Source organism: Desulfovibrio sp. Huiquan2017 (assembly GCF_017351175.1).
GTDB lineage: Bacteria > Desulfobacterota > Desulfovibrionia > Desulfovibrionales > Desulfovibrionaceae > Pseudodesulfovibrio.
Genome location: NZ_JAFMPN010000002.1, coordinates 104,029 through 116,075 on the forward strand (window position 1 = coordinate 104,029; position 12,047 = coordinate 116,075).

The 12,047-nt window shown below is 63.9% G+C and carries 11 protein-coding genes; all 11 read right to left on the reverse strand.

Going from position 1 to position 12,047, the window contains the following annotated elements; translation table 11 throughout:
* Positions 1-25 precede the first annotated feature (25 nt).
* The 11 genes from fdhD to J0909_RS02220 all read right to left on the reverse strand — a co-directional run bounded on the left by fdhD (position 26) and on the right by J0909_RS02220 (position 12,039).
* Positions 26-805 (reverse strand): formate dehydrogenase accessory sulfurtransferase FdhD, encoded by a 780-nt coding sequence (fdhD, locus tag J0909_RS02170; protein ID WP_207260091.1) that lies wholly within the window; start codon positions 803-805, stop codon positions 26-28.
* 238 nt (positions 806-1,043) lie between these two features.
* On the reverse strand, positions 1,044-4,157 hold the full coding sequence (locus J0909_RS02175) for an efflux RND transporter permease subunit (protein WP_207260092.1): 3,114 nt from the start codon (positions 4,155-4,157) through the stop codon (positions 1,044-1,046).
* A gap of 2 nt (positions 4,158-4,159) precedes the next feature.
* Complete coding sequence (locus J0909_RS02180; RefSeq protein WP_207260093.1) at positions 4,160-5,251, reverse strand: efflux RND transporter periplasmic adaptor subunit; 1,092 nt, start codon at positions 5,249-5,251, stop codon at positions 4,160-4,162.
* Entirely contained in the window at positions 5,248-5,931 is a 684-nt protein-coding gene (locus J0909_RS02185) for a CerR family C-terminal domain-containing protein (RefSeq protein ID WP_207260094.1), read from the reverse strand. Before J0909_RS02185 ends, J0909_RS02180 begins: the two co-directional genes overlap by 4 nt.
* A 177-nt stretch (positions 5,932-6,108) precedes the next feature.
* On the reverse strand, positions 6,109-7,143 hold the full coding sequence (locus tag J0909_RS02190) for an extracellular solute-binding protein (RefSeq protein ID WP_207260095.1): 1,035 nt from the start codon (positions 7,141-7,143) through the stop codon (positions 6,109-6,111).
* Complete coding sequence (gene potC / locus J0909_RS02195) at positions 7,140-7,907, reverse strand: spermidine/putrescine ABC transporter permease PotC (RefSeq protein ID WP_207260102.1); 768 nt, start codon at positions 7,905-7,907, stop codon at positions 7,140-7,142. Before potC ends, J0909_RS02190 begins: the two co-directional genes overlap by 4 nt.
* Positions 7,904-8,755, reverse strand: coding sequence for a spermidine/putrescine ABC transporter permease PotB (potB, locus tag J0909_RS02200; RefSeq protein ID WP_207260104.1), 852 nt, complete (start codon positions 8,753-8,755; stop codon positions 7,904-7,906). Before potB ends, potC begins: the two co-directional genes overlap by 4 nt.
* On the reverse strand, positions 8,745-9,863 hold the full coding sequence (gene potA, locus J0909_RS02205; RefSeq protein ID WP_207260108.1) for a spermidine/putrescine ABC transporter ATP-binding protein PotA: 1,119 nt from the start codon (positions 9,861-9,863) through the stop codon (positions 8,745-8,747). Before potA ends, potB begins: the two co-directional genes overlap by 11 nt.
* A 36-nt stretch (positions 9,864-9,899) precedes the next feature.
* The gene (locus J0909_RS02210; protein WP_207260110.1) at positions 9,900-10,976 is read right to left on the reverse strand and encodes an acyltransferase family protein; all 1,077 of its coding nucleotides are present in this window, start codon (positions 10,974-10,976) and stop codon (positions 9,900-9,902) included.
* Between the two features lie 89 nt (positions 10,977-11,065).
* A complete protein-coding gene (locus J0909_RS02215; protein WP_207260112.1) occupies positions 11,066-11,710 on the reverse strand; it encodes an SET domain-containing protein in 645 nt (214 codons plus the stop codon).
* A gap of 56 nt (positions 11,711-11,766) precedes the next feature.
* Complete coding sequence (locus tag J0909_RS02220) at positions 11,767-12,039, reverse strand: hypothetical protein (protein ID WP_207260115.1); 273 nt, start codon at positions 12,037-12,039, stop codon at positions 11,767-11,769.
* Between the last annotated feature and the right edge of the window lie 8 nt (positions 12,040-12,047).

Consider the following 12,047-nt stretch of genomic DNA (forward strand, 5'->3'; position numbering starts at 1 on the left):
ATCATGCGGAAAGGTGGGGAGAGGGTCAGAACCCGATGATCCGGCCGTTGTCGTTGTAGACCCAGAAGCTGTCGTCGCGGATGTTGCCGATGAGGGTGATGCCGGTTTTCTTGGCCAGCTCCACGGAAAAACTGGTGGCCACGGCCGTGGAAGCCAGGACCGGAATGCCGATGCGGACCACCTTGAGGAGGATTTCCGAGGCCACCCGGCCGGTGGTCACGATCATCTTGTCGTCCACGGCCACGTCGTCGAGAAAGCATTGGCCGCAGAGCATGTCTATGGCGTTGTGCCGTCCGATGTCCTCGCGGAACAGGAGCATTTCCTCCGGGGTGCACAGGGAGGAGTTGTGGCAGCCGCGCGTGCTCTTGTACAGGATCGAGCGGTCGTGCAGCTCTCCGGCCAGGGCCAGGATCTGCTCCGGGGTGACGCGTACGTCGCCGCCCACCTTGCGTTTGGAGATGGTCGCCACGTTGCGCCCGAAATTGGTGCCCTTGCCGCAGCCCGAAGTTATGGACCGTTCCATGACCCGGTCCTTCCACGGATCGTGGCAGGTGTCCACTTCGGCCACCAGCCGGTCTCCCTCGTCCCGCACGGTCAGGTCCGTGATCTGGGCCGGACTGGACAGGAAGGCGTCGGATTTGAGGAAGCCCACGGCCAGGTACTCGGGGTACTTGGCCGTGCACAGCAGGGTGACCACCTCGCGTCCGTTGAGCATGATGGTCAGGGGCACTTCGCGGATGGATTCGATCCGTTTGCGCCGGAACCCCTGCCGGTATTCGTAGACGTCGTATTCTTTCGATTCCATTTCGGTATTTCGCCTCCGCCCGGTCGGACGCCGATTCTTCCGATATCCTCACTATCGGCTCGCGGCGTTCGTGGGCAAGTCGGGCTATTTTGCCCTGACTCTCACACCCGCTTTTCTTGTCCGGGCATGATCCCGCGTTCCGATCAAACGGGCGCGAAGCGGATGCCCGCCGGCTCGCTTGATACCAGGGATTCGGGTGAGGACGGCCGGAACGGTGTGGCTGACCGGGACCTCGCCCCTATTCCCCTTCGGAGTGAAGGCCGGGTTTCAGGTCGCTGCCTTGCCGCACGACGTCGGGGTTCCATTCGTACCCCTTGAAGCCCTGCCGGAAGAACAGGGAGTAGAGCACGGGGCAGAGGACCAGCGTCAGCACCGTGGCCACGGTCAGGCCGGACATGATCAGGTTGGCCATGGGCCGCCACATCTCTCCGCCCTGGAGGGAGAGCGGGACCATGCCGATGATGGTCGTGGTGGCGGTCATGATGATGGGCCGGGCCCGTTCCATGGCCGAGAGCACGATGGCGTCGGGCGGGGCGAGACCCCGTTTGCGTTGGATTTCGATGCGGTCGATGAGCATGATGGCGTTGTTCACGATGATGCCGAGCAGCGAGATCATGCCGAGCATGGCCATGAAGCCGAAGGGCGAGTTGGTGGCCAGCATGCCGGCGGAGATGCCGATGATCATGGGGGGCAGGGTGAGCAGGATGATCAGCGGGCGGCGGATGGAGTTGAACTGGAAGACGAGCACGAGGACGAGCAGTCCCATGGCCAGGGGCATGTTGGCGTTGATGGCCGCCTGGGCCTCCGAGCTCTCCTCGAACTCGCCGCCGTACTCCACGGTGTAGCCCAGCGGCCAGTCGGGGCCGTCCATGAGTTCTTTCACGGCCGGGCGGACCTTGGCCAGGATGGACTGGGCGTAATAGCCGTCGGCCACATCCGCCTTGATGGTCATGGTCCGGCCCTGGTCGCGGCGACGGATGTCCGAGGGCTGCCAGTCCAGGCGGGTGGTGGCCACCTGGGACAGGGGCACGCTCACGCCGGAGTCGTAGGAGTAGACGTTGAGGGAGTCGATCTTGTCCAGGTGATTGCGGAAGCCCTCGTCGTTGCGCAGCAGGATGGGGATGATCGTGTCGCCGTCGCGGTAATCGGAAGCGGGCAGGCCTGACATGGCGGTCTGGAGGGACACGGCCACATCGAAGCTGGACAGCCCGGCCTCGCGGGCCTTGTCCTGGTCCACCTGGACGACCATTTTCTTGGTCCACTGCCCCCAGTCGTCCCAGACGCGGGTGACGCCCTGCCGGGCTTCCACGATGGGCGCGATCTTGTCGCGCAGGGTATAGAGGGTCTTGATGTCCGGTCCGGACAGGCGGATCTGGAGCTTGGCCCCCACGGGCGGACCGTTCATGAGCTTGTTCAGACTGTAGTCGGCGTCGGGAAAGTCCTTTTCCAGGGTCTGCCGGGTGCGCTTGATGACCTGTTCCACGGATTCGATGGAAACGGTGTTGACCACGAAGGTGGCCAGGTTGTCGTTCTTCTGTTCGAGGTTCAGGGGCAGGTACCAGCGCGGTCCGCCGTGACCCACGAACACGCCCACGCTGGTCACGTCGCGGTCGGCCAGAAGCACCTTTTCGAGCCGTTCCACGCGCCGTTCCGTGGCCGTGATGTCCGTGCCGTAGGGTTGCCAGAAGTCGATGGTGAACTGGGCCCGCTCGTTGGGCGGAAAGAACATCTTGGGCAGGAACTGGAAGGCCCAGCCCGAGACGGCGCAGCACAAGAGAATCCCGGTCACGAATACGGCGCGGTGGGCCAGGCTCCACATGAGCAGCCCCCGGTAGAGGCGGTAGAGGCGGCTGGAAAAGGTCTGGATGGTGGCCTTGGGCTTGAGCAGGTAGTAGCACAACATGGGGACCAGGGACATGGACAGTCCCCAGGAGCAGGTCAGGGTCAGGGTGACGACGATGAACAGGGAGGAGCAGAACTCGCCCACCGGATGGGTGGTGGCCAGGGGGATGGGCAGGAAGGCGAAGATGGTGGTCAGGGAAGCCGCCAGCAGCGGCATCCACAGTTCGCCGACCGCGCCGGTGGCGGCCTTGAGACGGTTTTCGCCCGAGGCCAGCCGGACCAGGATGGCCTCGGACACGACCACGCCGTTGTCCACGAGGATGCCCAGCGAGATGATCAGCGAGGCGATGGAGATGCGTTGCAGCCCCACACCGAAGTAGGGCATGAGGGCGATGCAGCCGAGCATGGCCATGGGCACCAGGGACCCGGCGATGACGCCTGTGCGCAGCCCCGCGAAGAGCAGGATGATGACGACGACGAAGGCGAAGGACTCCAGGAGGTTGATCATGAAGTCGTTGATGGCCTTGTTCACGTAGTCGGGCTGGAACACGACCAGGTCGGTGTCCAGGCCGACGTACATGTCGGCCCGAAGCTCGTCGAGGCGTTTGGCGACCCGATCGCCCAGTTCGGTGATGTTGCCGCCGTCTGCCATGGACACGGCCAGCATGAGGCACGGTTTGCCGTTGTATCGGGCCATGGTGGACGGCGGGTCCGAGAAGCCGCGCGAGATGTCGGCCACGTCGGCCAGGCGGACCGAGGTCTTTTTGCCGGGCGGGCGGATGGACAGGGAATAGATGTCCTCCACGCCCTTGAATTCGCCGGTGGGCTCGATGACGATGCGTTCGGGCCCGACCATGCTCGACCCGCTGGGCTGGAGGGTGTTCTGGTTGTCGATCATCTGGGCCAGGACAAAGGGGCTGATCCCGGCGGCGGCCATGCGCGAGTTGGTGAAGTCCACGAAGATGCGTTCATCCTGCACGCCCCAGCGTTCGACCTTGCCCACGCCCTTGAGCTTGAGCAGTTCGTCGCGCATGCGATCGGCCGTGTCCTTGAGCTCACGGTAGGAAAATCCGTCGCCGGTCAAGGCGATGACGATGCCGTAGACGTCGCCGAATTCGTCGTTGACCACCGGGGTCTGGGCTTCGTCGGGCAGATCCTTGGCGGCGTCGTCCACCTTGTTGCGCAACTTCTGCCAATAGGGCTGCATATCCATGATGACGTCCTGGAATTCCACCTCGATGATGGACAGGCTGGACATGGACTGGGACTTGACGGTCTTGACTCCGTCGATTTCCCGGATTTTTTCTTCGAGCTTGTCGGTGACCAGTTCCTCGACGCGCTGGGGCGATGCGCCGGGAAAGACCGTGGAGATGACGCCGGTGCGGATGGTGAAGTCCGGGTCTTCGCCTTTGGGGATGGAGAAGAAGGTCATTACTCCGCTGACGGCGATGAGCAGGAAGATGACGAGAGAGGTGCGGTTGTTGGTGATGCACCACTTGGCCAGGTTCATGGTCAGCCCTCCGCCCCGGTGTTGAGCAGGCGGACTTTGCGTCCCTCTTCAAGGTTGTGCACGCCCCGGATGACGATGATGTCGCCTTCGGCAATGCCGTCGGAGATTTCGAGCCCGGCCGGGGTGAGTTGGCCCACGGTGACGGTCCGTCGGGTCACGGTGGAGGTTTTCGGGTCCACCACCCAGACGGCGTGGGAGCCGTCGGGTTCACCGATGACGGCCACCGGAGGCAGGTAGAAGGCGGTCTTGGCCTGTCCCAGGCCGATGAAATTGACGTGCCCGGACATGCCGCTGCGCATCAGGCGGTCGGCGTTGTCCAGATAGACCTTGACCGGGTAGGTGGAGCCGGAACCGGACTCCACCCCGACCTCTTCCACCTTGCCCTTCCGAATTCGGCCGGGCAGGGCGTCGAAAACCACGGCCACTTCGTCGCCTTCCTTGACCTGGGCGATGAGGGTGTCGGGCACGGAGATGTACATCTTCATCTGGCGGCCCGCGTTGTAGGTGGCGATGGCCTGGCCCGCGGTTACGTTCTGGTGGACATCGGCGTCCACCTCCCCGATCCAGCCGTTGAAGGGCGCGCGCAAGGTGGTATAGCCGAGGCGTTTGCGGGCGATGTCGAGCTGCTTTGTCGAGGCGCTGAGCTGGGCTTCAAAGGATTTGAAGTCCGCCTCCACCTGGTCGAGCTCGCCGCGCGAGATGACTCTGCCCTCGAACAGTCGGGTGTTGCGCTGGAGGTCGGCCTTGGCCCGGACGTAGTTGGCCCGGACCTGCTCCATGTTGGCCCTGGCCTGGCGCAGTTCCAGGTCGTAGTCGGACGGGTCGAGGCGGGCGATGACCTCGCCTTCGGCGAATTGGCGGCCGATCTGGTTGCCCGGAAATTCAACGATCTTGCCACTCACGCGGAAGGAGAGCCGGGTGGCCAGGGCGTCCTCCGCAGTGCCCGCGAAGGACCACAACTTGCTGCTGTCGGCCCGGGTGGCCCGGATGGTCTTGACCGGACGGATGGGCTCGGGCACGGGCTCGGGCGAGCGGTCGCAGGCGGCGAGCAGGGTCAGGCAGAGCAGGGCGGCGAAAGGGCGGAGGCGGTTCATTGCATGTTCTCCGTGGGGAGGCCGAGGAGGCCTCGGATGCGGGTCTTGACGATGGATTCGATGGTGTTGAAACGCCCGTCGTAGGACTCCCACCCGAGGCGTTTGCAGATCTGGGGCTGGCCTTCCAGCAATTTGATGACGGAGTTGATGATCAGATGGCCGGTGATGATCGCGTCCGCCTCGTCCCGGCAGTGGGCGGCGGTCCCCCGGACCAGGACGGACAGGGCGTTCATGGTCGGGGTGAAGAAGGTGGCCTCCAGCTTGGGGAAGAGTTCGGTCGGATGGACCAGCTCGCGGGAGATGATGACCGTCCCCCAGACGTAGTCGGTCGGCCGCAGGAGCCCGTCGATGATGGTTCCCATGAACCAGTCGACAACCGCGCCTCTGCCCTCCGGAGTGTCCCCGGCGGCGGCCAGTTTGGCTTCGACCTCTTTGGCCGGAGGGAAGATCTGGTCGCGGATGGTGACGATCTCGCGAATGATGGCCTCGTAAAGCCCGCCTTTGCCCCCGAAATGGTAGCTCACCGTGGCCAGGTTGACCCCGGCCTCGGCGGCGAGGGTGCGCATGGACACGCCGTTGTAGCCGTTTTGGGCGAACAGCCGGGCGCCGGTCCGGATCAGGGTGGCGCGGGTCTCCTCGCCCTGGGTCTGTTTGAGAGACTTGCGCTCTCCGCTCTTCATGCCTGCCTCCCGGGGGTGGGTATTCGTGGTGGAAGCCTGACGCATACGCCCTGTGCAGCGTTTTTGTCAAACGTTTGTTTAATACGAAATGTTCGGAAGGCTCGTCCACGGGGAGAGCAAAGCGAAGGGGCCGGACTTGTTGTCCGGCCCCTTTGATAACGGCGTGCCGTGGGCGGATTATTCGTTTTCGCCCTTGAGCTTGACCCAGTAGTCCTCGTAGAGCTTCATGCCCTCGCCGATGTCGTCCTGGAACTCGCCACGTTGGGCGGTGGCGTCGTCGGGGTAGACGATGGTGTTGGCGCGCACGTCGTCGGGAAGCAGTTTTACGGCTGCGGCGTTGGGGGAGGAATAGCCCATTTCCGTGGAAATGGCGGCGGCCACGTCCGGGCGCAGCAGGTAGTTCAGGAAGGCGTGGGCCTCATCCAGGTTCCGGGCCCCTTGGGGAATGCACAGGGAGTCCATCCACAGGGAGAACCCTTCCTTGGGGTAGACGTACCGGATTTCGGGATTCTCCTGGTTGGCGATGTATGCCTCGCCATTCCAGATCACGCCCACCGCGACCTCGCCGGACAGCAGGGCCTGCTTGGGCGAGTCGGAGTCGAAGACGCGCACGAACGGCATGAGTTTCTTGAGCTTCTGATAGGCCTGCTCCAGGTGGGCCGGGTCGGTGTCGTTCAGCGAGTAGCCCAGGCTCTTCAGGGCGATGGCGAAGACTTCGCGCGGGTCGTTGGGCAGGAGCAGCCGGTCCTTCATCTCGGGCTTCCAGAGATCGGTATAGGAGGTCACGGCATCCTCGCCCAAGGTGCCGGTGTTCACGGCGATGGCCGAGGAGCCCCACATGTAAGGCACGGAAAAGGTGTTGTCCGGGTCGAAGGGTTGGTCCGTGAACTTGGTGGAGAGGTTGGAGAAGTTGGGCAGCTTGGACTTGTCGAGCGGCAGAAGCATGTCCTGACGGCGCATGAGGCCCACATAGTCGGACGAAGGCACGATGAGGTCGTAGCCCTTTCCGGCCAGCTTGATTTTGGCGTACATGGCCTCATTGCTGTCATAGGTGGAGATGTGCACCTTGATGCCGGTCTCTCGGGTGAAGTTCTCGACCACCTCGTCCGGGATGTATTCGGACCAGATGTAGAGGTAGAGCTCTCCGCTGCCGGCAAGGGCCGGGACCGCGAAAGCGAGGGTCAGGACGATTGCGAGCAGTAGCTTTTTCATGACTTCTCCTTGAGCAGCCGCCGGGACAGGAGGACGGCGGCCACGGTTACGGTGATCATCACCACGCTGAGCGCGTTGACGTCGGGCTTTATGCCGAGACGGACCATGGAATATATCCGCAGGGGCAGGACCTCGTAGGTCGGCCCCGTGGTGAAGAAGGAGACGATGACGTCATCCAGCGACAGGGTGAAGCTTAACAGCCACCCCGCGATGAGGCCGGGGGCGGCCATGGGCAGGACGATGCGCCGGAAGACCTGGTATTCCACGGCCCCCAGATCTCGGGCGGCTTCGACCACGGTGGGGTCGAACCCCTTGAACCGGGCGTAGACCGTGGCCGTGACAAAGGGCACGCACAGGGTCACATGCCCCATGAGCAGGGTCCAGAAGCCCAGCGACAGCCCCACCCCTAGGAAGAGGACCAGCAGCGAGATGCCGATGACGATGTCCGGGGACATCATCATGACGAATATCCCGGCGAAGACCGCGCGGCGGCCTCTGAACCGGTACTGATGGAGCATGAAGGCGGCCAGGGTGCCGATGATGCAGGATATCGTGGCCGAGACCACGGCGATGGTCGCGGAGCGGACGGCCGCGTCCACCAGGGTCGCGTTGCTGAGCAGCCTGCCGTACCATTGCAGGGTGAACCCCTTCCAGGCCAGGGAGTACTTGGAGGCGTTGAAGGAGTAGACCGCGATGACCACGAGCGGCAGATAGAGGAAGGCGTAGACCAGCGCGGCGTAGGCCGCCTTGACGAAGCGGTTCATATGCGCACCTTCCTTCCGGCCCGGCGTACGCTCTTGTAGTACAATGCGAGCATCAGCCCCATGATCACGGTCATGGCGATGGAGGCCGCCGCTCCGAGCGGGAGGTTGCGGGCCGCCAGGAACTGGTCGCGGATGTAGTTGCCGAGCAGCATGGTCCGGGCCCCGCCGAGGATGTCCGGGATGTAGAACATGCCCAGCGCGGGCAGGAAGACGAGCATGCAGCCCGAGACGATGCCGGGCATGGTCAGGGGCACGGTGATCTTGCGGAAGGTCGAGAAGCGGCTGGCCCCGAGGTCGCGGGAGGCCTCCAACAGCTTGAGGTCCAGCTTTTCAATGGCCGCGTACAGCGGCAGGATCATGAACGGCAGCAGGGTGTAGACCAGGCCGATGAAGACTGCCGTGGGCGTGTACATGAGCTTGAGCGGCGCGTCGATTACCCCGAGGAAGTGCAGGAACCGGTTGACCACGCCGTCGGCCTTGAGCACGGCCACCAGGGCGTAGGTGCGGATGAGCGTGTTGGTCCAGAAGGGGATCATGACCAGCAGGAGCAGGGTTTTGGTATACCGCTTGCCCGCCCGGGCCACGATGTAGGCGAAGGGGTAGCCGACAAGCAGGCACAACAGGGTGGCCGTGGCGGCCATGATCATGGACTCGGCCAGCATGGACCCCAAGGCGGGCTGGAGCAGCTCGCGGTAGCTCGCGGCGGACAGGAGCGGCTGGATGAGGTTGTCCGGGTCGCGTTTGAGGAAGCTGACCGCCAGGAGCATGAGGGTGGGCACGGCCCCGAACAGGACCATCCAGCCGAGCACGCCGGTGACGACCAGCCGTTTGAACAGGTTATCCTTCATGAGGCAGGACCACCTCCCATCCCTCGAACCAGCCCACGGCCACCCGGTCGCCGCCATGAAAATAGAGGGTCTCGCTGTCTTCGTCGAAAAACTCGGTGACCAGAATGCGCTTGCCGTCCTCCAGGGTGATGTCCACGTCGTAGGTGGCGCCCCGGTAGCAGGTGCCGTCCACCGTGCCCTTGAGCAGGGCCTTGGCGAACTTGTCGGCCAGGTCCGGGGATTCCTCCAGATCCTTCATGACCTCCACGCGGAAGTCCTCGGGCCGAAGCAGAACGTGGACGCGGTCGCCTTCGGCGAACTCGCGGCGTGCCTTGACCAGCACGGACGCACCTTCCACCTCGGCGGTGTAGCTCTCGCCCCGGCGGCCGGTGATGGTCCCGTCCAGGACGTTGATCTCGCCCACGAAACGGGCCACGTAGAGATTGGCCGGTTCCTCGTAGATCTCGCGCGGGGTGCCCACCTGTTCGATGTGTCCGTCGTTCATGACCACCACTCGGTCGGACATGGAAAAGGCTTCTTCCTGGTCGTGGGTGACGAGGACGAAGGCTATGTCCAGCGTGCGCTGCAACACTTTGAGTTCTTTCTGCATCTGCTTGCGCAGCCGGTAATCCAGGGCGGACAGGGGTTCGTCCAGGAGCAGGACGCGGGGCTTGTTGACGATGGCCCGGGCTATGGCCACGCGCTGCTGCTGGCCGCCGGACAGTTCCGAGGGCATCCGTTTGCTCATGGCTTCCAGGCGGACGAGCTTGAGAGCCTCGGCCACGGTGCGTCGGACGTCGGCCTCGCCGTTTCCGGCGATGCGCAGGCCGAAGGCCACGTTGTCGAAGACGTTCATGTGCGGGAACAGGGCGTAGCTCTGGAACACGGTGTTCACGGCCCGGGACTCCGGGGGCACGCCCTTCATGGAGCGGCCGTCCAGTTCCACCCGGCCTCCGTCGCACTCCTCGAATCCGCCGAGGATCCGCAGGATGGTGGTCTTGCCGCACCCGGAAGGGCCGAGCAAGGTGACGAATTCCCCGTCCTGGATGGACAGGGAGATGTTTTCGACGGCGGTCTCCCCGTCAAAGGTCTTGGAGACGCTGTCCAGGGTAACGACAGGTTGTGTCATGTATCTCCTCGAAGAGCGGCGTGGCGGTGGGCGCTGTTACGGCAGGACTACGGGCTGAAGCACAGCCGTGTCCGCCGGGACGGGAAGCGCGTGGCGGCGACGCAATTTCGTTTTCAGGGACTCAATGCCCGGGTTGAACAGAAAGTGGACCAGGACGGCGGCCGCCAGGGCGGCGGCCAGGACGAACACCCCCTCGGGGTCGTCCATGTAGGTCTCGAACAGGGCTATGACGATGTAGTGGAACAGGTAGAATGGGTAGCTGATCTTGCCCGCGAACCGATCGCATTGTAACCGTTTGAAGCCGCGAAAGACAAGGGGCATGGACAACAGCGCGCCCAGAGGCAGAAAAAACGGCAACAGGGGCTTGGCCAAGCCCCCGGCCATGCAGGCCAAACCGGCCAGGACCAGGAACAGCCCGTAGTCGTACCAGCGCGCTTCAGGGGCGAGCCGCCGGTGAACCCGGTAGGCCAGGATGCCGCCCGTGAAAAGCCAGAACTCCAGCGGGAAGAAACGCTTGAAGAAGACCACATCGGCCGCCGGGGAAGCCATGACAGCGAGCTTCAGGCCCAGGCTTGCGCCCAGAAGGGCGAGCAGGGTCCGGGTGCGCAGCCTGACCATGAACGGGGCCAGGGCGTAGAAGGTTACCTCTAGGGACAGGGACCATCCCTGGATGAGCGGGGCGTCCGACCACAGGGCGTCGCGGCTGTTGGTCACGAAATACAGGCCGCCCTCGGGGTGACGGGCCAGGGAGAAGAGCAGCTCCTGGCCGAAGGTTGTGGCCGAGGTCCAGGCCATGAGCGCGAAGGCGGCGGGATCGGCCACGATGGCCCGCAGGGTTTCCCTGTTGGTCAGGGAGTGGACGTCCAGGTTGGTCAGCAACCCCAGGCTGATCACCAGGGCCAGGACGTACATGGGATACAGGGTCAGAAAGCGGCTCAAGTAGAAGGCGCGGACGTTGCCGTAGGTCCGGTCCAGGACCAGGGCCATGTAGAAGCCGGAGATGGCGAAAAAGGTCAGCACGGCCTCATGGCCGTCCACCAGCGGGACGTCCCCGAAGGCCGGAAAATGCGAATTGAAGACCGCGAAGGCGAGCAGCAGGCGGATGAAGCCCATGGCGCTACCTCCCTCTCCGGGAAACCGGACCGCGAGGGTCCGGAGGGATGTTCCGCGCGGTCGAGGCCGCGGCCATGTGTTTCAATCGTTCAGCCATTGAACCCGAACGGGGCGGGCTTGAGGTTGTCGGGGGGGACGGCGTTGGGCACGGCCACTCCCCGGCGGCGCAGGGCGGTTACGGAACGGTACGGCTCTTCGCCGCAGAGATAGGCGCGCAGCCGATGTTTGGCTTCGGCGTCAAGGAAAGTCATGAGCGGCTGGTGCACATCGGGCACCCGGTCGAGGGCGTCCCGGACGAGGCCGTCCCAGGCCGAGTGGTGGCGCTCCATGTCGTCGGGGTGCAGGGCTTTGCGGCAGCGGGTGCAGCCGCAATTGAGGGGGATGTCCCGGCCCAGGTCGAACAGGCCGTATTCCTCGCAGACCTCCTGGCCTTTCCAGATGTCGCGCACGGCGATTTCGAAGCCGTAGGCCGTGGCCATGACGTTGGCGTCGCAGCGGTGATTGACGTAGCGCGCGTTGTCACGGCTGACGATATGTACGCCGGACTCGTCGGCGTAGACGGTCTTGCCGGAGGCGTTGGCCGCGACGAGGCGGTTGGCGGCATGGGCCGCGAAAGCCGCTTCGAGACAGTCGCGGACATAGACAATGGTACCCCGCGGGATGTCCTGGGTGGCGAACACGCCGTACCCGATGGTCGGATCGACGAAACGTACTTCGGTTTTGGGATGCATCATGGGAATTTACCGCTTCCGTCGGGGTGGAAGTCTGCTTGAGGTCGGGCGGGGACGGGTTACCAGTCCTCGTCGGTGTCGTAGTCGATCCCGTCTTCCAGGGTGTAGTTGCGCACCTTGATGCGCAACTCGTCCTCGTTCTCCACGACGACGCCCTCGGCGGTGACCCACCTGTCTACATATTCGATCAGGCTTTCTCCGTTCTCGTCGGGTTCGACGATGAACTCCTCTTCGCCGTCCACCAGCAGAACGACGCCGGATACATTTTCATCGTCCCAGTCCAGAGGGAGTATTTGCCCGAACAGGGAATCCTCATACACATCGGTAGCCATTGTCTCCC